This window comes from Paenibacillus agaridevorans, assembly GCF_003112455.1.
Lineage (GTDB): Bacteria > Bacillota > Bacilli > Paenibacillales > Paenibacillaceae > Pristimantibacillus > Pristimantibacillus agaridevorans.
This window is the reverse complement of sequence record NZ_BDQX01000077.1, coordinates 1-22,357: the sequence shown is the minus strand read 5'-3', so window position 1 is coordinate 22,357 and position 22,357 is coordinate 1. Positions and strand designations below refer to the sequence as shown.

Below are 22,357 nucleotides of genomic sequence, written 5' to 3'. Positions count from 1 at the left end.
ATGAGAAGAACGTTTTCTAGATTTTTAATCACTATAATCATAGTTAGTTTCATTGTTTCACCAGGAGCTATGGTGTCTCATACATACGCTGGGGATGATCCTTGTTATGGGCTTGATCATTGTTTTATATCCACCAATGAAACGGGTACCACAGCTACTTTAGAATGGGAACCAATCGAGGGAGTTCAAAGTTATTCGTTGAAAATAACAATACCTTTTAACTATGATGATACGGATGAAGTAGTCTTAGAAGAGGAGCTAGATATTGATGATCTGCTCTTTGACTCTGAAAAGAACAGATACATATATAATCTGACAGGTCTGAAGTCTGGAACACTACACTATGCTTTGTTAAAATATGGTGAGGGGGATTGGGATTGGTCTCCTCTTTACTTCACTACCCTTACAAGCGTAGAACCACCTGCTAATGTGGAAGTCATAGATATAACCGAGACGAGTGCTACAGTACAATGGATGGATAATCCGGGTCACTCTGAATATTACATTAGCTGGGGTCCTGAGCTTTCGACTTATGTGCGAGACGGTTCTGGTTCATACACGATTGAGAACTTAACGAGTAATACGACCTATACAGTGTCTATCTATGCATTGGTGGGTACTACACTAACTTCTGAGCCTGTTGAAATCTCGTTCACCACAACGGAAGCGGCGATCGTATGGCCTACTGAAGTGAATTTTGAGGCAGAGGATATCACTCATCGGACAGCAACGCTAATATGGGATGAAGTTCAAGGTGCAACGGAATATCACTTATCCAATGGGGATGGCTGGGAGGCGACTGTAACTGATGCTGCCTATCAGCTTACAGGGCTAACGCCGAGTACAAGCTATACCTATAAGCTGACTGCAAGTAATGGAACAAGCACCTCGCAGGAGTTTACCCATACGTTTACTACGGCAATAGCAGCAGTGGACCATGAAACGATAAAGGTAGACATGCTAACACACGACAGTATAAAGCTAACTTTTGATGCTGTTGATGGTGCTGAAAAATATGCTTTTGAAGGTGCTAGATTTTATTCGGACAAGGGAACCAGTATACACATTAATTCGTTGGCTCATCAGACTTCATATACGATAAAGCTCTATGCCGTTCATCCAGGCGGTATAAAATCTGCTCCAACCCTATTTACTTTTACAACACTGGCTCCACCTTTACCAGGTGATGCTAACTTATCTTCTCTGGATTTTAGAGTAGAGTATCAGGAGGGCTTAAACGTCACGCTGGGATGGACTGCATGGATCCCGGATGCTTCCAGTTATGAGTTAATCATCGATGGGGGCGAACCGGAATATTTTGCGCGTGAAGATATGCATTGGTATGCTTTTCATCATCGTTTCACTAAGAGTTTAGCCTTTCGACAAAATGGAACTCATACTGCAAGCCTGCGCGGTGTGAATATGACGGGTAAATCTAAAGCCTATGAACTTACGTTCACCGTAGCAGCTCGTGAAGCCAATCCCACTCAGAGTGTGGTGCCAGTGTCAAAAGTGGGGGAAACGTTAAACGGGTTGGAAAATGTTATAAACAACTTAAACAACACCTTAAGTAACGGAACATGGAGGACTCTCCCTGAAGGTATGAAGCTAGATATTATGAACTCTATTATGAGTATCGTTAATGAAGGATATAATGAAGTGGGCAAAGTTATATTTACTTCTCAAGTAGAAGGGAATATTGCAAAAGCTACAGTAAGTGCTGCTGACGTTGCTTTGGCTGCAGCAGAAAGTAAGGATTATGTGGATCAGGCGAACAAACACTTAAATAAGCTTGGCGCCAATCCCGTCAAACCTGCGGTAGTCCTGGACTTTGAAGACGTTACCCTTCAATCTTCTGAGATTACGCTTGATGCCTCGGCTATGAAGACGCTGCTGGATGCTGGAGTCGAGAGTGTGACAATCAAGTTGAATGGCACACAGGTTTCCATCAATCCAAAGGAGTTTCCAAACGGATTTGAGTTGAATCGCGGGCAGCAGAGTGCGCCGAAGAATGCGTCTAATGGTTCTCCAAATTTTGTATCAGATATACACAGCTTCGAATTTACTGACAACAACGGAGTGCATTCTACTTTTAATAATCCAGTAGGTGTTTCTTTACCAACAAGAGGTTTGGGGAATGTGGATACTGCACTATTAACGGTAGTGAACGTTAGCGAGACTTCATCTGAACAAGGAGACGAACCAACAACGATTATCGGTAATTTTGGAGGAACTTTCAACCCTGCGACAGGTACCGTTGATACGGTGCTACATGGCTTCTCCTCCTATGCTGTTATCGAGAATAAAGTGAATTTCAACGATATGGGTTCGGTGAAATGGGCAGAACGTTCGATTCAGGTTGCTGCTGCCAAGGGGATCGTCGTTGGCGATGGCAAAGGGAACTATAACCCTACAGGCGATGTGACTCGTGCTGAATTTCTGAAGATGCTCGTCACTACATTCCATCTGAAAGCGCCTAAGGCAACGGAGCCGTTCATCGACGTGAACGATTCGGATTGGTTCTCTCCTTATGTTAAGGCTGGATTGAATAGCGGAATCATTGATAGCAGCACAGCATTCAATCCTCGCGCCGCGATTACGCGTGAAGAAATGGCCCAAATGATCGGCAGAGTATTGAGGAACCAGCCTGGAGCCTTCGAGATTGCGAATACAGATGAAATATTGAAGGATTTCCCAGATGCTGCGAGTATCTCCTCCAATATAAAGGATGATCTGGCTTTCACCGTGCTGAAGGGGATCATGGTTGGTAAGGATAATGGTTTTGAGCCAACGGCCAAGACAACACGTGCTGAAGCAGCTGTAATTGTGAAGAGGCTGATTGACCTAAAGTAATTCGTAACCCTATATCTAAAATGAAAGAGCATGGTCTTGCAATGGATCATGCTCTTTTCGCTTTTTTTGCGCTAAGGATGATAAGGAGAACCGTATCACAAGTAGGGCGAAAGGCCTGCAGAATAAGTGCAGGAAGGTGCTATGGTACAAGGCGTTTTGTTAAAGTAAATATGAAGTGGTGAAAAGCTAAAATTGACGATAAAATGAATCATATGAAGTAGTAGGATGGAGCGGGTGATCCTTATTTTAAAAAATACGGGCGGAACTCATTTGAATGTGAGTATAAATCGATGAACATGACCATTTTAGCCACAAAACTGTTTATCCCCGTGCCACGGACAACCGTTGTCCAAAGGCAGCGCCTGATCGATCGGCTAAACGAGGGTCTGGACCGCAAGCTGACCCTCATCTCTGCCTCAGCCGGCTTTGGCAAAACTTCGCTGGTCAGCGAATGGGTCGCTGGTTGTGATCGACCTGTCGCATGGTTGTCGCTGGACGAAGGGGATATCGAATCTGTGCGCTTCCTGTCTCACCTTGTCGCTGCTCTGCAGACGATTGAGGACAATATTGGAAGTGGCACGGTTACTGCACTCAAATCCCCGAATCCACTGTCAATCGAATCGATTCTAATGATCTTGTTGAATGAAATCTCAGCTCTCCCATACAAATTCGTCCTCGTCCTGGACGACTACCATGTTATTGATGCTGAATGGATCGACGATGCTCTCAACTTCCTAATCGCGCATCTCCCTCCACAAATGCACCTTGTCATCGCCACACGCGAAAATCCGCAGCTTCCCCTGGGCCGATTACGCGCCCGGAGCCATTTGACTGAGCTGCGCGACACCGACCTGCGTTTTATTCCCGGCGAAGCGGCCGCGTTCCTCGATCAGGTCATGGGTCTGAATCTTACGGCCGACGAAATGATGGCGATAGAAACCCGTACCGAAGGCTGGATCGCGGGGCTTCAGCTGGCGGCGCTCTCGATGCAGGGGCGCGAGGATATCCCTACGTTCATTCAGGAATTTGCCGGAGACAATCGGTACATTATGGACTATTTGGTCGAAGAGGTCCTTCAGTGCCAGTCCGACCAGACCCGGAGTTTTTTGCTTCAGACCTCCATTCTCGACCGGTTGCATGGACCGTTATGTGATGCCATCACCGGCCAGGTGGATGGCATAGCGCGGCTCCAATCCTTGGAGCGAGGCAACTTCTTTGTCGTTGCGCTGGATGACAGGCGCCAATGGTATCGTTATCATCACCTCTTCGCCGAGGTTCTCTCTGTCCATTTGAGGTCGGATCAGCCCGATCAGGTGGCTGCATTACATCAGCGCGCAAGCATATGGTTCGAACGGCATGGCTTGCCGGACGATGCGATCCGACACGCGCTGGCCGGCAATGATTTCGGGCGGGCGGCAGACTTGATCGAGCTGGCGATACCAGCCTTGCGCAGGAGCAGACAAGAGGCCGTGATGTTGAATTGGCTGAAGAAGCTCCCCGACGAACTGATTCGTTGCAGACCTGTGCTCAGCGTCTGGTATGCCGGGGCGTTGCTGGCCGGAGGCAAATTAGATGCCGTTGAGGTCCGACTGCGAGACGCCGAACAATGGCTTGAGACAGTGGAAGATCAGGGTGAACGACAGCAGGGCAGCCCGGTCAAAATGGTCGTTGTGGACGAAGAGGAATTTCGCCGTCTCCCGGGTTTGATCACCGTGTACCGGGCCGGACTAGCCTTGGTTCTCGGTGATGTGCCCGCCGCCATGAGCTACGCGCGGCGAACGCTCCAACTCGTGCCCGAGGATGACCATCTTCCGCGCGGAGCGGCGACTGCGCTTCTGGGACTCGCATTATGGAGGAACGGGGATCTCGAGGAGGCGCGCCGGATATTTGCCGGTGGCATAGCAAGCGTGCAGCAGGCTGGGGCTATCTCCGACGCGATCAATGGCTCCATCGCTTTGGCCGAAATACGGATCGCACAAGGCCGACTCCGCGAGGCGATGCACATCTATGAGCGGGGATTGCAGCTTGCGGTGGAACATGGCGAGCCTGCTCTGCGGGGGACGGCAGACATTTACGTAGGAATGAGCGAACTTTGTCGCGTGCATGACGATCTGGAAGCCGCCACACGGAACCTGTTAAGAAGCAAGGAGCAGGGTGAGCACACTGGGTTCCCGCAATACCGGTATCGTTGGCGAGTCGCAATGGCACGAATACGGGAGGCCGAAGGGGATTTGAACGACGCGCACGATCTTCTCTGCGAGGCGGAGTCTCTGTATGTGGACGACTTCTTCCTAAATGTACGTCCTATAGCGGCGTTAAAGGCGCGGGTGCGGGTTAAGCAGGGGAGGTTAGGTGAAGCCCTCGATTGGGCACGGGAGCAAGGCCTGTCCGCCAAGGACGATCTTTGCTACCTGCGCGAATTCGAGCACATCATCCTGGCAAGGGTGATTCTGGCCCAATATAGAAGTGACCGTGCGGATCGAACCGTACTTGAGGCGATCGGTCTCTTGGAGCGTCTCCTTCAAGCAGCCGAAGAAGGAGGAAGGACGGGAAGCGCGATCGAAATCCTGGTGTTGCAGGCAATTGCTCGCCATATGCAAGGCGACATCCCTGCAGCGCTTTTGCTTCTGGAACGAGCCTTAACGCTTGCCGAGCAGGAAGACTACGTCCGAATCTTTGCAGACGAAGGCCGGCCAATGGAGGTCCTGCTGGAAGCGGCTGAGCAAGAGGGGATAGCCCCGAACTATGTCCGACGCCTTCTGACGGCATTTGGGAAAGAAGAGGGCAGAATGCTTGCCAAACCGGTTATTCGCGAACCTCTGAGAGAACCGCTAAGCGAACGTGAGCGCGACGTGCTTCGACTGCTCGGAACTGACTTGAGCGGCCCGGATATGGCCCGCGAACTCAGGGTGTCTCTGAACACCTTACGGACCCATACCAAGAACATTTACGAGAAGCTTGAGGTAAATAACCGTCGGGCAGCCGTCCGCCGCGCTGAGGAACTCGATCTATTAAAGTGAGCTTGAATAGTTGAATAGTTCATCCCCCCACGCCCTGGCACAATTGCCGGGCGTTTTTTTATTTTCAGCAAGTCCCTTGTTGAAAAAATCACCACGTCACTCACCACATGTGGTGATGCGGTCTCACCCTATGTACGTGTATTTTTAATTATGCAAGGAACAATTCCACCTCATTGGTCTACGTGAAGAAGCAAGGAAGGCGGCGGCGGTCAAAAATGAGTGAAACACACGGTTCAACAGAGGAACATCACAACCCCGATCTGTATGAAATTCGACTCAAGGGCCACCTTGATGACCGGTGGATTTATAGGTTCGAGGGGCTAAGCCTCACCCACGAAAGCGACGGAACAACCATCCTCACTGTTCAAGTGGTCGATCAGCCCGCATTGCACGGCGTGCTCAGGAAAGTTCGCGATCTCGGCTTGCCTTTGGTCTCGGTCCTCCAGCTTGATCCCAATCAGGCGAATGGTCCGAATAGCAACGAGAACAAATATCCTAATCATTCGAAAAAAAGGAGACAAACCTATGACAACGAATCAACCTACCGCAGTTCTAAAGGGTAGCGAGCATACGCAAACCAATCGGCGAGCCGCTATTACAGCCCCGAATCTTATCCGTTTCGCAGGTATAGCCGCTATGCTGGCAGGGATCCTGTTTATTGTCGTTCAGATGATCCATCCTGCCGATATTCTTTCGTCAGTCAACACCGGTCGATGGGCCATTGTTCACTACTTGGGCGTCGCCATGTGCTTTCTGGGCATGCTCGGCGTAACGGGGATCTACGCAAGGCAAGTGGAGAAGGCCGGTTGGCTCGGTTTGGCCGGTTATCTCCTGTTGAGCATCTTCTATGCGCTCACAATGGCTTTTCAATTCATCGAAGCCTTTGTCTCGCCACCGCTCGCTGCCGAATCGCCAACCTTTGTCGAGGGCATGTTGGGAATTCCAAGCGGCAATGTCGGCGATATCAATGTCGGCTTCCTCGAAACGATCTATTCGGTAACAGGGGGCTTGTATTTGCTCGGCGGGCTGCTGTTCGGCATCGCTACGCTCCGAGCAGGCATCTGTCGCGCTGGGCTGCCGGTCTGCTTACCATTGGGACCCTTCTGCCCCTCCCGCTGTCTTCGCTGATCCACCACCCGTATGATCGGATACTGGCGGTGCCGGTAGGGTTGGGTCTGGCTTGGTTGGGGTACTCGGTCTGGTCCAAACGGCGTGAGAAAGCCTGATATGAGAATAAAAGAGGTCGCGCTCGTAACAACTCGAAGAAACAAAAAGATAAAAGGAAAAATGCATTACACCCGCGCGGAACTGGGACCGTAGAAATGGAGGGATAGGGATGAAAGCAATCGTATACGAGCGGTATGGGCCACCGGATGTCTTGCAGCTGCGGGAGGTCGCCAAGCCGGTAACGCAAGACGACGAGATCCTGATTAAGGTTTATGCGGCAACTGCCGCTGCGGGGGATTGGCGATTACGTAAGGCAGATCCTTTCCTGGCACGGCTGTTCAACGGTTTATGGAGACCGAAACGAATCAAGATTCTTGGATTCGAATTAGCCGGCGTAGTCGAATCGACGGGCAGAAGCGTTACTCGATTCAAGCCAGGAGATGCCGTGTATGCCGCCTGTGGTGCCAGTTTCGGTGCGTACGCCGAATACAAATGCCTGCCGGAGACGGGAAGTGTCGCACCGATGCCGGTGAACATGACGTTCGAGGAGGCTGCCGCGGTTCCGGTCGGCGCCTGTACGGCCTTGCATTTTCTCCGGAAGGGCAACATCCGGCGCGGCAGCAGAGTGCTCGTCTATGGCGCTTCAGGCAGCGTCGGGACATATGCGGTGCAGCTGGCCAAGCATTTCGGCGCGGAAGTGACCGGAGTATGCAGCACATCGAATGTGGAGTTAGTAAGATCGCTCGGTGCCGATTGTATGATCGATTATACGAAAGAACGGTTTTCGGATGGCGGTCCGGCTTACGATATTATTTTCGATACGGTTGGGAAGAGTCCATTCAAGGTTTGCATCAAGCTTCTGACACCTGGAGGGTTCTACTTGCAAGCGGTCCAAGTAAGCCCATTGCTAATCGTTCAAGGTTTATGGATCAACTTGACGAGCAGCAAGAAGGTGATTGGCGAAACAATGAAGGAAAGCGCCGAAGACTTGATTTACTTGAAGGAACTGATCGAGGCCGGCACGTTGCGTTCGGTCGTTGACCGCCGTTATTCGCTGGAGCAAGCGGCGGAAGCTCACCGCTACGTGGAGCAGGGCCATAAAAAAGGCAACGTGGTTTTAAACGTTCGGCAGAATATTATAGATGATTTCTAAGCCACCAAGCTTCCACGATATCAATAGGATCTACGAAGGGCACCCCACTATCGGGTGCCTTATGGTGAACCACACCATAAGTGACGGCGAAATTTTTCGCAGTTAGGGTGTTGAAGGTGAACCTTATGATAAGTGACGGCGAATTTTCTGAGAAAACCAAATTTGGAAATATGTAACCAGAATTATCCTGAGAGTGCAAGGGGTATGATTAGTGATGCATCGGAAAGATAAGGTAACCCCCAATTCTTTACTGATCGTTCTCAATATGCTATATTGATGACTGGAGGGAGATGAAAATGGCGAGAAGTAAGGAGTTTGAAGAGAACGCGGTATTGGATAAAGCGATGAGACTCTTCTGGGAACAGGGTTACGAGAAGACGTCCATGACCGATCTGGTCGAGCGCATGGGAATCCATCGAAGAAGCTTGTATGACACATTTGGAGACAAACATATGTTGTTTCTAAAAGCGATGGATCGTTTTAGCGAGAAAATCAATGCTGAGCTTGAATCTGGAATTAAACGTTCCAAGACTGCAACGGAAGCTCTTCAATTTATATTTGGCTTCATGATTGATGGACAAGCAGACTCGCCTTCCGGCTGTTTAATGGTGAATTCCGCAGTAGAATTGGCAGTACGCGATGCCGATGTTGATGCCAAGCTCATTCAGGCGTTTACAATAGCAGAGCAGCAACTCAAGGAAATTATTCTCTGGGGGCAGCGGGACGGCGAATTCACCACGGATTACCATGCCGGAGAATTGGCGGAATACCTGCATAATGTATGGGTTGGTTTAAGGGCAATGGCAAGAATGTCGGTTGCCAAAGAAAAACTTCACCGTATCGCACATACATCTATGAAACTTTTAGAGAGGTGATGGCTTTTTTTTAATTTAATTAGAACGATCGTTCTCAAAAGGGAACCGAAACTAAAAAGGAGGAACCAGTCAATGTCTAAACAAGAAAAGATGAGAGTTATGGTAATGGACAAATACGGGAAATTCCCGTTCAGATCAACTGAAATTCCAATGCCCGCAGTAGGCGATCACGATGTGCTGGTGGAAATCCATGCGGCCAGCGTGAACCCTCTCGATCTTCTGGTGAGGGACGGTAAAGTACGCATCCTGCAGAAAATCGATATGCCTCATGTATTAGGATATGATTTTGCAGGCATGGTCATTCAAGCGGGACGGAAGGTTAGAAAGTTCAAGGTCGGCGATGAAGTATACGGACGACCAAGCAAGGGCGGAGCCTTCGCTGAATATATCTCCGTGAATGAAGACGATATCGCGCTCAAGCCTCGCAACCTTAACTTTGAGGAAGCGGCGTCCATTCCGTTGGTCGGGCTTACCTCCTATCAAGTATTGCATGAAAAATTGAAACTAAAGGCCGGACAGAAGGTATTGATTCAAGCTGGTTCCGGCGGAGTCGGTACTTTTGCTATCCAACTTGCCAAAGCGATGGGACTTTATGTCGCAACAACGACAAGCGAAGCTGGAGCCAAATTGGTCGAGTCGCTTGGAGCCGATCGAATCATCAATTACAAAACAGAACAATTCGATACGCTGTTACAAGGTTATGATGCCGTTTTCGATACCAAAGGCGGAGAGACTTTAGAGAAGGCCTTTAAAGTTGTCAAAAAGCAAGGTCAAATCGTATCCATCGTAGGGCCGCCCAATGCGCGCTTCGGAGAAGAGGAGAGGGCCGGCTTCGTCAAAATGAATCTATTTCGATTGGTTGCACGGAAGATTACCAAAATAGAGAAAATATATAAGGTCAAGTACAGCTTCCTGTTTATGAAACCAAGCGGCAAACAATTGGAGATCCTTACCGAATGGATCGAATCCGATGAAATAAAGCCCGTTATTGATCGAATTTATCCTTTTGAAGACACCCAGAAAGCGATTGAGCACTCCGAATCGGGCAGAGCAAAAGGGAAGATCATCGTAAAAATCAAGTAATCGCCACTTTAAAACAAACCATGCTAAGGAGCGAGTAATCATGAAAATTTCTGAACAAGTTGCCTTTATCACCGGCGCGAACCGAGGTTTTGGCCGTCATCTGGCTCTTGAACTTGTATCTAGAGGAGCTAAGGTTTATGCCGCGGCTAGAAATCCGGAGTCCATTGACATCCCAGGCGCAATTCCAGTCAAACTGGATATCACTAACCCTCAAGAAGTAGCTGAAGCTGCTGCTACCGCGAAAGATGTAACGATTCTGATTAACAATGCAGGAGTATCAACAGGCGCTTCCTTGTTTGACGGCGATCTCGATCACATCCATCTGGAATTCAATACGCACTTTTTCGGCACCCTATCCATGATTCGGTCTTTCGCACCTATCCTTGCGAATAACGGGGGAGGGTCCATTCTGAATATTCTCTCCGCCTTATCTTGGTTAAGTACGGGAAGCATAGGAGCATATTCGGCTGCGAAGGCGGCAGAGTGGGCACTGACGAACGATCTGCGTATTAGTCTGTATCCTCGGAATATTCGAGTGGCCGGCCTGCATGTTGGATACATGGAGACAGATATGACCTCAAGCGTTAATGCTCCTAAGTCCAACCCTGCGGAGATCGCAAAAATCGCTATTGATGGAATCGAATCCGGAAGCTTTGAGATTCTTGCCGATGATTCGAGCCGCATGATCCAAAGCGGGTTGGCCGGCGGTGTAGCTGCGATTTATCCGAATTTGGCATAACACAACACGAGAGGAGCTTATTAAATGAATAAATTATGGAGTAAAACAAGACTCGGAAGAATGGAATTGTCTAATCGCTTGGCGATGGCGCCCATGACACGCAGCAGAGCGCAAGAGGATGGGACTCCGGGAGAACTAACTTCCCTTTATTATGCCCAAAGAGCATCTATGGGACTTCTTATTACGGAAGGCACGCAGCCTTCCGATGATGGTCAAGGTTATTTAGGATCACCTGGCATCTATACGGATAAGCATATTGAAGGGTGGAGAAAGGTAACGGATGCGGTGCATGAAGCAGGCGGGTTTATGTTTATCCAGCTAATGCATGTCGGTCGTATGTCGCATCCCGACAATACGCCGCATCATCGCCAGCCTGTTGCGCCATCGGCTATCGCCCCCGCTGCGCAGATGTTTACGGCTAAAGGGATGCAGGATGTCCCCGTTCCGCGCGAGTTAAGCGAAGCTGACATTCAAGCGACAATTGAAGACTTCCGCCGGGCAGCTGCGGCAGCGGTTGAAGCCGGTGCGGACGGCGTCGAAATTCACGGAGCCAACGGTTATCTCATCAATCAATTTCTCAGCGAGAATTCGAATAGGCGAACGGATTCATACGGCGGCTCCGTCGAGAATCGCGCTCGTTTCGCGATAGAAGTAACCAAGGCTATCGTTGAAGAGATCGGGGCAGACCGAACAGGTTTCCGGATCTCCCCGGGAACAACGCTTGGAGGCATTGATGAAGGAGAGCAAGGTTCTGAAGTGTATCGTTATCTGGTCAAACAATTAGCCCAATTGGATCTGGCTTACCTTCATGTCATGCATCTCGGCAACGAGGCGCTACTTCGGGAGATCCGTTCCCTATGGCCCAATCCGCTATTAGTCAATCGGGCCGGGCGAGCACTTGAAGACCTTAGCGTCGATCTGGATAATGGCCTTGCGGATGTGGTACCGGTCGGGGTATGGTCATTAGCTAATCCGGACTTCGTCGAACGTCTTAAAGTAGGTTTTCCTTTGAATGAGGCAGACCGCGTAACTTTGTACTTTGGTAACGGAAGCGAGGGTTATACGGATTATCCAACGATGAAAGAATTAAAATCTCAGAACGGATGAGAGTAGCTAAGCAAGGCAAGGCAATCTCTAATGTTGTAGACATTGAAAAAGTCCTCGGTAGCAAGGTGACGACGGTAATCAACCGCTGTCACCTTATTTCATTTTATCGTTTTGCTTCTTCAAGAGGGACATCTGCTACTGTTGGGTGCCCTAAAATTCGCCGTTAGAGTGATACGGTGAGCCTTACCACAAGTGATGGTAAACAGAGTTAGACATGAAATTGTATTAGATAGTTACTACATAAGCAAGCTAATAAGAGAACCGTATCACAAATAGTGGTGAAGCTGAAAATCGAACTGAAGATTGACGAAGTAATGCTATATTTGCAGGAGGAAGCGCAAATACTCGACACACTCGGAGCCCTCTCTAGCAAAAAGGAGCTGACCTAGTTAGGCCAGCTCCAAAATCTTATGATCGCTTCGTTTGAAGGCTCTCTCCTACCGTGCTTCTGCTAAGCAGAGCTTTGCTGACCAAGATCATTACAATGGCCAGACAGAGAAAATAAAGCGGCATCGTAAGCAAAGAATCGTTATGCAAATAGCTCATACCGCTCGTAATCAGGCTGACAAGTAAATAGTAGCCCAGCCCGAATACCGCTCCTGCAGTGCCGACCACATCCTTATACTGAACAAGAGCCAGGCTTAGGCAATTCGGAATCGCCATACCGACGCCGAGCAGCAAAATAAAGAGGCAGGCAACGAAGAAGGCCATCGAGATTGTACTGGACTGAAGTCCGATCAAAACGAGGGCCACTAATATCAAAGCCCCGGCTGAAGCTGTAAGGCAGCCCCAAACAATAATTTTTTCAGCGGTTAGCCGACTTAGAAGCTTCTTGGACAGCATGGCGCCCATAATAGACGACAAGGCCACACAAATGCCAAGCAACCCAAACCAGCCAGGCTCCAGTCCGAAGAAGTCAATAAAAATAAAAGGGGCCTCGGCATAATAGCTAAAAAGAATCCCGTTCATTGCGCCAATCAAAAAGCCGAATGCCCAGATGCGGCCATCTGTAAGCATTTTACGAGCTACCGCAAAGGAGCTAGTCTTTGTAATCGAAGCTGCATCTCGCGTTTCCTGCAAAGAGGTCCACGTATAGGCGAATATGGCAACACTAATCACAATTAAGGTCATAAAGACAGCACGGAATCCGAGCCATTGATCTATCCATCCGCCCAGCAATGGTCCAATAGCCGGAGTGAAGGCGAGTGCGGCAGAAATTTGGGCAAACATGCCATGTCGCTTGTCATCCGGAATGCTCTCCCGCAAAATGGTCTGTGTCACAACAGAGCCTGTACTTGCCCCAAACGCTTGAATAAAACGGCTAACAAGCAACCATTCTGAAGACGGCGAGAAATAACAGCCAAGGCTTCCGATTCCATAGACAGCAATCCCCCACAAAAGAGAAGGTCTGCGGCCAATTAGATCGGATAATCTGCCCCAGAAAAATACGCCTACGGCAAAGCCGAGAAAATAGATACTTAATGTTAATTGAATACGATTGCCGCTGACTTGCAACTGCTCCGCAATATCAGGCAGTGACGGCGTATAGATCGTTTCACTTATTTGCGGAAATCCTACCAATACGATTAACAACAATAATGATGGTGCTGAGATTTTTCGTAACACTTTTGCTTCCCCCTATACTTGCAAAATCTCAATCAAATCATTTATTTGTTGAGATTACGGGATTGGGGGCTTGCACTTGCATAACCTGGAAAATAATAACATTCGAATCAACAACCTTTTCGTTTATAGGGGGGATAATCTTTTTAGCAGTATAACAGGGTTGCTTTATTGCCACAAGCAGGTTTCAGCAGGCTTGTTTTGTAAACTTAGTTCACTAGCTTTAAATAATCGCTAGTCCTCCACATGAATAACAACAAATTCGCCCTAGAAGACGAGCAATATTCGATATTTGCGAATACCCCAATGCATATGTGATGAAATTTTAAAACAGGCTGCCATCCTACACCGGCTGTGAGTGGTTAACCGCCTATCTTTTAAAATTTAAGATATTTAAATAATCTATGCCCGTTTTGCTGATTTGGCATAGTACTCGATGAAAAAATCGCGAAACCTGCGCGCAGCGAGGGATAGGTACCGCTTCTCATGCCATACGATTTGGAAATTACGCTGGCAAACGGGGAACTCAATATGCAGCAAGCTTAGCGTGGAGTTTGGACCGCCGCAATTTCCTACAAGTGCAACGCCAAGCCCGGTCTGGACAAGACTTGCAATGCCGGCAGGCTCGTCGACCCGGCAGACGAAGTTAGGCGATATCCCGGCTTCTTGAAAAAACAAATCGTTCATTTTCTGAAAAGGAAATTCCTCCTTGTATCCGATAAACGGGTCCTCCGCCAGTTCACTTAACCGGATGCTCTTTCTTCCGGCAAACCGGTGTCTTTGGGGAACAGCCAAATAAACCTCTTCCTTCAAGACGGATACCGTGCTAATGTCGGGCCGATCGATTGGCAGCGCCGTAAAGCACAGGTCGACCCCGCCTGCCTCCACTAACTGTGTCATCTCTTCCATTGAAGCCTGTGTAATCTTAAAGTTGACATCCGGATGAAGCGCGAGAAATTCGCCTAGCGCATCCGATAACCGGTCCAGCGTCGATGTCGCGAGGTGAATGCTCCCTTGCTCGAGTCCCGCCAGCTCGGATACTTCTTTCCGTCCTTCTTCCAGTAGGGTGAGTGCCTTCTCGACTTTGTCCAGAAACGCCTTGCCGAACGTATTCAGGCGAATTCGGCCTCCGTGCCGATCGAACAACGGAACCCCTACATCTTGCTCCAGCCTCGAAATCGTCTTGCTCAACGCAGGCTGCGCAATTAACAACTCCTGTGCCGCCTTAGTCATGTGCTCCATCCGGGCAACCGTTCGAAAATACTGCAACTGCAACAATTCCATATGCGTCTCTCCTTTCCCATATACCCGAGTATATAACCTTTATGTTAAAAGATATATTTCTGTTTATCTATACGTAATTGTAAAATAAAACCTGTAGCGAGATCAATTACGATTTTCACTGCACGTTGATAAAATAAACACCATGTTAGATCAACTTATCGCATGGAGCGGGGCATTAAAAACGTTACGGTCATGACGTGACAAAAAGGGATAAACAGGAGGAGGATTGTACGATGAAAGCAGCAGCATTTCGTTTGGTCGGTGGACCCGAGGTTATGGAGGTCATGTCGTTTCCCGATCCGCAGGCCGGTCCAGGGCAAGTCAGGGTCCGGGTAAAAACGGCCGGGGTACAGCATTACGATTGCGGCGTGCGGAGCGGGTGGACTCCACAGGGCGTTGACGTTCAGCTTCCGCAAATTCCGGGCAACGAGTTCGCGGGCATCGTCGATCAAGTGGGAGAAGGGGTTACCGGCCTTGACATAGGCAGCGAGGTGCTCGGCTTCGGGCTATTGAATTGTTACGCCGAATACGTGGTCGTGGGCGCTAAACCAAATCGTAAGTAAGCCCGGCAGTATGACCTGGGAAGAGGCAGGCGGGCTGACAGGCAATGGCCAGGGTGCGTATATCGCCATGAAAGCCATCGGCGTTGGACCGGGCGATACGGTTTTGATCCATGGCGCAGCCGGATCGCTTGGAGCTTTTGCGGTACAGTTGGCGAAGGAGTGGGGGGCCAAAACGATCATCGGCACTGCCAGCGAAAGCAACCATGATTACGTGCGCTCGCTCGGGGCTATCCCGATTACGTACGGAGAGGGACTTGTCGAGCGAGTGCAGGAGCTGGCGCCGAACGGCGTCGATGCCGCTTTCGATACGGCCGGGGCGGAAGCGGTGCGTGCCTCGGTCGAATTAGTGAAGGACAGGAACCGTATTTGTACGTTTGTCGCTTACGACCTTATCGAGGAGCTTGGTCTCCGTGTCATCCGCGGCGAGCGCTCCGCCGCCCGTCTGGCCGAGCTCGTCGATCTGCACAGTAAGGGCAAGCTGCGCATCCATATCCGGCAGACGTTCCCGCTTGAACAGGTCGCGGATGCACACCAACTGATCGAAACAAGGCACGGCCGCGGCAAGATTGTCCTCACTATCGGATAAGGCGAGGCGGAATTACCCAATTCCCCGATTTTAGAAAATTTTTCGAATTGCTTTCGAGGGACTTTAGACTCCTCCTTTAGAATGAAGTTGTAGGCGAGAGAGGCCATACAACCTTAAAGGAGCGAGCGAGAATGAAAAAGAAAAGCAAATTCATCATGATAGGCGCGGCATTGGGCGCCATTACACTATTTACGGCGACGGCTTTCGCGTATAGTCCGAACACGGAAGGTTACGATGCATTTAAAGCGGTGCTGAAAGCGAACCATACGTCGGGAACTGCCATCGAAAGCGCGACATTCAACGGAAACTTTAGCGTTACGGTTGACGGCCAGACGGTGCTGAAGGCGGACGGTTTGGCGAAGATGGGTGAAGCAGGCGGCGAGCACAACGTCAGCGGCGACTTCGACTTCACGATCATGGGTGTCGAACGAAACGCCAGCTTGTTCAGCAGTGGAGACGACAAGGTCTTTCTCGTAGACCGGACGCATGATTTGCATTATCAAGTGATCAACTTTAACGATGAACACGCCGGCGAATATCGAGAATGGTCGGATGAGGAGTTCCAGGATCGTCCGATGAACAAAGCGGAAGAAGCGCTCCTCGATTTCATGGTCGGCGACCTGAAGGACAACTTCAGCGTGGCGGACCTGGCGGACGGCTCGAAAACGATTACGGTCGACATCAGCAAGGAGGACATTCCGCTCCCGATACGTTTACTAATGGACGCGGCATCGGCTGAGGAACGGGTCGGGCGCGCACATGCGCCGGAAGCGCATGCGGGGTGGGAGCAGCTCAGACAGCTTCCCTTCTTCCAAGGACTTGAGGGAATCGACCTGGAAGCGCAATTGCCGGAGTTGACGAAAGACGTTGCCATTGAACATGTGCGGCTGCAAATGACGGTCGATGCGAATAACGAGGTGCAAAGCGTGCAAGGCGAGCTTGAAGTGAGCGGCAAAGATAAGGCGGGCGTCACCCACCGCGTGGAGATGGAAGGCGCAGGTGACGTGAGCGGCATCAATGCCACGACGCCGGATGCGTATGACCCTGCCGGCAAGCCCGTGGAAATGATCGACGCGGCAACTTTCGACGATCGCAGCTAACACAATTGACCTCGGGAGGACCATGCGAATATGTTCAAAGTGAACGATCTGACGAAGGTCTACCCCGGCGGTCGCGGGATCCAAGGGCTGAACCTCACCGTGCATGCCGGTGAGGTTGTCGCCTTATTGGGACCCAATGGCGCCGGGAAGACGACGGCGATGCAGGCGATGGCCGGCTGGCTCGGGACAGACCGCGGGGAAGCGTGCTGGAACGGCGCCTCGGTCGCCGAACGGCCCGAGCTGACGAGGCCATACATGGGCCTGATGATCGGAGAGCCGTCTCCGTACCTCTATCTGACGGGATATGACTATCTGAGATGTTACCATAAGCTATACCCGGGTGTCGACGAAGCCCGCATCCGGCAGACGCTGGAGCTCGTGGGCATGACGAAGCACCGGGACCTTAAGATCAAGAAGTATTCCACCGGCATGAAGCAGCGGCTCGAGCTGGCCAGCGTGCTGCTTCATCGGCCCAAGCTGCTGCTGCTCGATGAGCCGTTCTCGGGCATGGACATTGAGGGTAGGCGAGAGATTGCGTTGATGCTGCGCGGCCTCGTGGCTGACACGGGGATGAGCGTCATTGTGTCGTCGCATCAGGTGCACGACATCGAGGACTGGATTACGCATGCTTGCATTGTTTACGAAGGGCGGCATATCCATACGGCGGGTATCGTGCAGGTTCGGGAGTCGTTTGCGGGCGTGGAGGACTATTATTTGCATCATCTCGCACAGGAAAGGAGCGGGGGCGTATGATCGCGCAGATGAATTACCTTGCCGCAGAGGAGCTGCTCAAGCTGTTCCGCGGGGGCAAGCTGAAGGTTCTGCTGCTTCTCTCCTTCATCATTGGCGTTCTCTTCGTCTTTATCGGTGACAGCCTTGGACTGGAGGATAACCTCCCGCTGACGGCAATCGAGCTGCTGCTTGCGGTCGTGCTCCCTTTTCTTATGGTGGCGTTAGGCAGCGACCTAATGGTCGGCGAAAGCAAGGGAACGATCAAGCATGCGCTGAAGCTGCCGATCAGCCGGGAGTTTCTCTTCCTGGGGAAATTGTTCGCGGGGTGGGCGGCCGCTGCTTTCATCGTATTGTGTATGTTCGTGCCGACATTCGTTGGAGGCTTCATTCTTCACGGCGTGCCTGCGGCTTCCTCGCTTGGGGCGGGTTTAGCGGAGCTTGGCGGCGCGATCCTGTTCAGCGGCTTGTTGCTCGTATTGGCGAATAGCGTGTCTCTATGGGTGGGAAGCAGCGGTGTTGGGCTGGCGGTAAGCGTCGTGCTGTGGATGGCAATGAGCGTCGTCGGATTTCTCGAGCCGCAGCTGAATCGGTTTTTCGTCACGGACTATGCCGATTGGCTGCAGCCGCTCCTGTATGGGGGGAATGCCGGCATGACCATTTCAACGTTGCTATTTATGACAGCCTACTATATTATTGGCACTATATTAGGCTTGCTGGCCTTCCAGAGAAAAGGGTTCTGACGTATGTCCATTCGATTGAAACTCATTTTAACGTATTTATTTGGCACGATACTGACGGCGATTATCATTGCGATGACCGGAGTCGGACTCGTCACGGCGATCCTCTCGTATCTCGCGAGCGGTATCGTGAAGGATCAATCCCCGCATGAAGCGTTCTCTCGCGGCATCGATCTGTTCGTGGACCTGCGCTATGCGGAGCGGTATACGCCGGAGGAACTGACGTCCCCCGCGTTCGCAGCCTCCATTGGCGATCGGCTGCAGCCCTTCGGAGGGTTCCTTGTCGTCCGGCAAGGGGAGCGCTGGGAAAGCTACGGCGCGCTCAGCGAAGGAGAGGCATTTCTGGGGCAGCTGCGGCAGGATGTGTCCACGGCTGGACCAGACAAAGATGGCTTGTTTGTCGCGAGCGAGTGGGAGGAACGCGACTTGCTTTCGATTGCCTATGATTTCCCTGAAATCGACGATCCTTTAACGTATTACCTGATGGCCGACATGACGATTGCAGAGTCCAATACGAGCCGATTCGAGCAATTCGTGCTGCTCGGCATCGCGATTCTAGTCGGTATTATTTTGGTCCCGCTGCTCTGGATCACGACGAAGGATATCGTAAGGCCGCTGCGACAGCTCGAACAGGGCTCCCGGCGCATTGCCGAAGGGGACTTGAACTTCCATTTGGAATCCAAGGCGCGCAACGAAGTGGGAAGCGTCATCCGCTCGTATGAAAAGATGCGCAGCGAGCTGCAGCGGTCGATCGACGTTCAGCTGGCGCTAGAGGAGAATCGCAAGGAGCTGATCTCGAATATTTCGCATGATCTGAAGACGCCGCTGACCTCGATCAAAGGCTATGTAGAGGGGATTCGGGTAGGTGTTGCGAACGATCCGGAGAAGCTGAAGAAGTATATCGACGTGATTTATGCCAAGACGCTCGATATGGACCGGATGATCGACGATCTGTTCCTATTGTCGAAGCTGGATCTCGAGCAAGAGCGTTTCCACCTGGAGACGGTGCCGCTGGAGCCGTTCTATCGGCAGACGATGAGCGAGCTTCAAATGGAATGCGAAAGCGCGGGCGTGCGGTTGACGGGCGAATATGAGGCGGGGCAAGATGATGTTGTGACGATGGATGTACAGAAGATGAGGCGCGTCATGCAGAACATCGTCGGCAATTCGGTGAAATTCATGGACAAGAAAGAGCCCCATATTCACGTTTATTTCGGGCGGCAGTCGGACGATTGGGTATTCGCGGTTACGGATAACGGACCCGGGATGGGCTCGAACGAGCTGGAGCGGATCTTTGATCGTTCCTATCGCGCGGATACGTACCGGAATCAGAACGTGGCCGGCTCCGGATTAGGCCTTGCCATCGTGAAGCAGATTATTGTTAATCATGGCGGAACGATCCATGCGAAAAGCGAACCGGGACAATCCATGACGGTGATGATCAGCATTCCGATGAAACGGGATAGCAACGAAGCGGGGAGAGCGTGAGATGTCGAAGCGGAAAGTGTTAATTGTTGAGGACGATCAAGCGATTGCCGAGCTGGAGCGGGATTTTCTCGAGGTAAATGGCTACGAGGTTACGCTTCGGGCAGACGGCCGGCAAGCGCTTGAAGAAGCGCTGGAACGAGAATACGATCTAATCATTCTGGATGTCATGCTGCCGGGCATGGACGGCTTTGATCTCTTGCGACGGATCCGGGAGACCAAGTTTATTCCGGTGCTCATGGTTTCCGCCCGCAAGGAGGATATCGACAAGATCCGGGGCCTCGGCTTAGGGGCTGACGATTATGTGACAAAACCGTTCAGCCCGACGGAGCTCGTGGCGCGGGTAAAGGCTCATCTCGAACGATATGACCGATTGACCGGTGTCGCGGCAGGCACCGGCCATTCGCATGCCCGGAAGTCGCGCGAGCTTAACATTCGCGAACTCGCGATCCAGGTCGATGCAAGACGGGTAACGCTGCGCGGGGCTGAGGTTGCGATGACGGCAAAAGAATTCGACCTGCTGCTGTTCCTCGCGGAAAACCCGGATCGGGTCTACTCCAAGGAGGCGCTGCTGGACAGGGTCTGGGGGATCGAAAATTATGGCGATACCGCCACGGTCACGGTCCATGTAGGGAAGATCCGGGACAAGATCCAGAAGGACCCGTCGCAGCACCAGTTTATCGAGACCGTATGGGGCGCTGGATATCGCTTCAAGGTGTAAATTTACGCATGAACGGGGATTCGTAATATGCCTATGGAAAATCACATGAATATTTTAGTTGAGAGAACGGACAGTCTTCTTTATTATGCAGAATCAAGCCTTTCGAACGAACAGGGTAAAGGCTGGATCGGCGGGAATGCACCTGACTTCTTTGATGATCGAGATGACCTCATCCACGAAGGTAACCTAAAATATTACTTTTATTTGAGCCTCGTCCATCCCTTTAAACCTGAGAGCATGATTTCGATCTTCATTCCTGAGGACTATGAGGAATATTTGGAAAACAATATTTATCCTAATTGCTCGATAAAGGTGATTGAACATCCGATTTCAACTGAAAGCGTCAAAGATATGTTTACTAACCCAGGTCTTATAAAACATGCAATTTCGGACGGGGCACTAAGCAATGACGAGAAGGCAATGGATCAGTCTTTTTTGATCAAACTAGGCGGAAACCCGAGACTTATACAAAATGAAGATTATTATTATACGAAGCTGAAGGATGAATCATTTTCTTTTTTATTTCAGGTAGATGAAGATGGTTACCCCGAAACTTTGCTTCAAGATGATTACAGTTATCCTTTTGGTTTTGGCTCTCTCTATATTTTCGCCAAGATCGGGACGGATGAGATACAAAATCCAGTAGCAGGTTTTTGGCAATTTTCTTGAATTTCTTCTTTAATTAATCACATTCTTTGATTTTGACATTGTCCAGTATCGTATTTCCCCAAACAGGGAGCAAGCCAGTCTCTCCCGTAAAGCGGCTTCCTGCTAACGAACCGTTATGAAAAAAAGCTCCATCAAAACTACATTCCTCAAACCGGCAATACAACAATAATGCCCCGCGAAAATTGGCGTCGGAAAAACGGCAGCGTATGAACGATACATCGTTCGCTATCGCTTTACTTAAATTGCAGCCTGTAAAATCGCAATCGTTAAATTGTTTGCCGATCCTTGCATGATTTAGCTTTGCTCCTCGGAAAGAACAGTGGCTGAATGTATGATTCACATATCTGCTATCCAGCTTGACCCCGTCAAAGCAACAATTTATAAATGTTGAGGTGTTCAAGCTTGCAGAATAATCGAAACGCGCATAAGACAGATCGGCGCCCTGTACTGTCAGGTATTGTATGGTCTCGGTCAGGGCAACTCCCCGATAATCCTCTAGTCCAGCATCCGTTTTTCCATACGGGGACGATGGGAAGGAGCGGTCTTTTTTATCACAATCACCGAGAATACCCCTGCCTCTATGCCACCTTACTCACGAAGTGAGAGCGAAGGAAGGGGATGAATCGGGAATTTTGTAGGTGAATATAAGCGAACGTATGTGCTATAATTAGGTGGTGTTAACAATTGTATTTCTTGTAGATAGGTGGTGAAACAGGCGATGCTTCATCATAAGGCATTCAAATTTCGTATCTATCCGACTCAAGAGCAGAGCGTGCTCATGCGCAAAACATTGGGCTGCAGCCGCTTCGTGTTTAACCATTTCCTAGAGAAATGGAATCAAACCTATCATACTACAGGTA

At 50.3% G+C, this 22,357-nt stretch carries 19 protein-coding genes and 1 pseudogene; 17 read left to right on the top strand and 3 right to left on the bottom strand.

What is annotated here, in order from left to right; genetic code table 11:
• From PAT3040_RS08185 to PAT3040_RS08145, 9 genes are all read left to right on the top strand, one after another.
• The gene (locus PAT3040_RS08185; protein WP_108992220.1) at positions 1-2,853 is read left to right on the top strand and encodes an S-layer homology domain-containing protein; all 2,853 of its coding nucleotides are present in this window, start codon (positions 1-3) and stop codon (positions 2,851-2,853) included.
• 290 nt (positions 2,854-3,143) lie between these two features.
• Positions 3,144-5,873: a winged helix-turn-helix domain-containing protein gene (locus PAT3040_RS08180; RefSeq protein WP_108992219.1), complete on the top strand. Its 2,730-nt coding sequence runs from the start codon at positions 3,144-3,146 to the stop codon at positions 5,871-5,873.
• Positions 5,874-6,088: 215 nt separating this feature from the next.
• Positions 6,089-6,436, top strand: coding sequence for a DUF8691 family protein (locus tag PAT3040_RS08175; RefSeq protein WP_219930256.1), 348 nt, complete (start codon positions 6,089-6,091; stop codon positions 6,434-6,436).
• On the top strand, positions 6,399-7,001 hold the full coding sequence (locus PAT3040_RS08170) for a hypothetical protein (RefSeq protein WP_219930255.1): 603 nt from the start codon (positions 6,399-6,401) through the stop codon (positions 6,999-7,001). The genes PAT3040_RS08175 and PAT3040_RS08170 overlap by 38 nt, the downstream gene beginning before the upstream one ends.
• A gap of 208 nt (positions 7,002-7,209) precedes the next feature.
• Complete coding sequence (locus PAT3040_RS08165; RefSeq protein WP_108992218.1) at positions 7,210-8,193, top strand: NAD(P)-dependent alcohol dehydrogenase; 984 nt, start codon at positions 7,210-7,212, stop codon at positions 8,191-8,193.
• Positions 8,194-8,489: 296 nt separating this feature from the next.
• Positions 8,490-9,068: a TetR/AcrR family transcriptional regulator gene (locus tag PAT3040_RS08160; protein WP_108992217.1), complete on the top strand. Its 579-nt coding sequence runs from the start codon at positions 8,490-8,492 to the stop codon at positions 9,066-9,068.
• Between the two features lie 90 nt (positions 9,069-9,158).
• A complete protein-coding gene (locus PAT3040_RS08155; RefSeq protein WP_108992243.1) occupies positions 9,159-10,151 on the top strand; it encodes an NADP-dependent oxidoreductase in 993 nt (330 codons plus the stop codon).
• Positions 10,152-10,191: 40 nt separating this feature from the next.
• Positions 10,192-10,890 carry an SDR family oxidoreductase gene (locus PAT3040_RS08150; RefSeq protein ID WP_108992216.1) on the top strand — a complete coding sequence of 233 codons (699 nt, stop codon included), beginning with the start codon at positions 10,192-10,194 and terminating at the stop codon, positions 10,888-10,890.
• 24 nt (positions 10,891-10,914) lie between these two features.
• A complete protein-coding gene (locus tag PAT3040_RS08145; RefSeq protein ID WP_108992215.1) occupies positions 10,915-11,997 on the top strand; it encodes an alkene reductase in 1,083 nt (360 codons plus the stop codon).
• A 408-nt stretch (positions 11,998-12,405) separates the two neighbouring features.
• Here PAT3040_RS08145 and PAT3040_RS08140 read toward each other — a convergent pair whose 3' ends face one another.
• Together PAT3040_RS08140 and PAT3040_RS08135 are read right to left on the bottom strand one after the other, a co-directional pair.
• Positions 12,406-13,623 (bottom strand): multidrug effflux MFS transporter, encoded by a 1,218-nt coding sequence (locus tag PAT3040_RS08140; RefSeq protein WP_108992214.1) that lies wholly within the window; start codon positions 13,621-13,623, stop codon positions 12,406-12,408.
• Between the two features lie 399 nt (positions 13,624-14,022).
• Entirely contained in the window at positions 14,023-14,904 is an 882-nt protein-coding gene (locus PAT3040_RS08135; RefSeq protein ID WP_108992213.1) for a LysR family transcriptional regulator, read from the bottom strand.
• Positions 14,905-15,137: 233 nt separating this feature from the next.
• On the opposite strand from PAT3040_RS08135, the pseudogene PAT3040_RS08125 reads away from it, so the two are divergent.
• From PAT3040_RS08125 to PAT3040_RS08095, 7 genes and pseudogenes are all read left to right on the top strand, one after another.
• Positions 15,138-16,053 (top strand): annotated as a pseudogene (locus PAT3040_RS08125) (NADP-dependent oxidoreductase).
• 131 nt (positions 16,054-16,184) lie between these two features.
• Entirely contained in the window at positions 16,185-17,153 is a 969-nt protein-coding gene (locus PAT3040_RS08120; protein ID WP_108992212.1) for a hypothetical protein, read from the top strand.
• A gap of 30 nt (positions 17,154-17,183) precedes the next feature.
• Entirely contained in the window at positions 17,184-17,906 is a 723-nt protein-coding gene (locus tag PAT3040_RS08115) for an ABC transporter ATP-binding protein (protein ID WP_108992211.1), read from the top strand.
• Positions 17,903-18,625, top strand: coding sequence for an ABC transporter permease (locus PAT3040_RS08110; RefSeq protein ID WP_108992210.1), 723 nt, complete (start codon positions 17,903-17,905; stop codon positions 18,623-18,625). The genes PAT3040_RS08115 and PAT3040_RS08110 overlap by 4 nt, the downstream gene beginning before the upstream one ends.
• A 3-nt stretch (positions 18,626-18,628) precedes the next feature.
• Positions 18,629-20,110, top strand: a complete 1,482-nt coding sequence (locus PAT3040_RS08105; protein ID WP_108992209.1) for a sensor histidine kinase — start codon at positions 18,629-18,631, stop codon at positions 20,108-20,110.
• A gap of 1 nt (position 20,111) precedes the next feature.
• Complete coding sequence (locus tag PAT3040_RS08100) at positions 20,112-20,828, top strand: response regulator transcription factor (protein WP_108992208.1); 717 nt, start codon at positions 20,112-20,114, stop codon at positions 20,826-20,828.
• Positions 20,829-20,855: 27 nt separating this feature from the next.
• Positions 20,856-21,497, top strand: coding sequence for a hypothetical protein (locus tag PAT3040_RS08095; protein ID WP_108992207.1), 642 nt, complete (start codon positions 20,856-20,858; stop codon positions 21,495-21,497).
• A 13-nt stretch (positions 21,498-21,510) separates the two neighbouring features.
• On the opposite strand, the gene PAT3040_RS38500 is transcribed toward PAT3040_RS08095, so the two are convergent.
• Positions 21,511-21,837: a pentapeptide repeat-containing protein gene (locus PAT3040_RS38500; protein WP_258234897.1), complete on the bottom strand. Its 327-nt coding sequence runs from the start codon at positions 21,835-21,837 to the stop codon at positions 21,511-21,513.
• Positions 21,838-22,215: 378 nt separating this feature from the next.
• On the opposite strand from PAT3040_RS38500, the gene PAT3040_RS08085 reads away from it, so the two are divergent.
• The coding region (locus PAT3040_RS08085; RefSeq protein WP_181376499.1) for a helix-turn-helix domain-containing protein at positions 22,216-22,357 on the top strand (142 nt) is incomplete at its 3' end.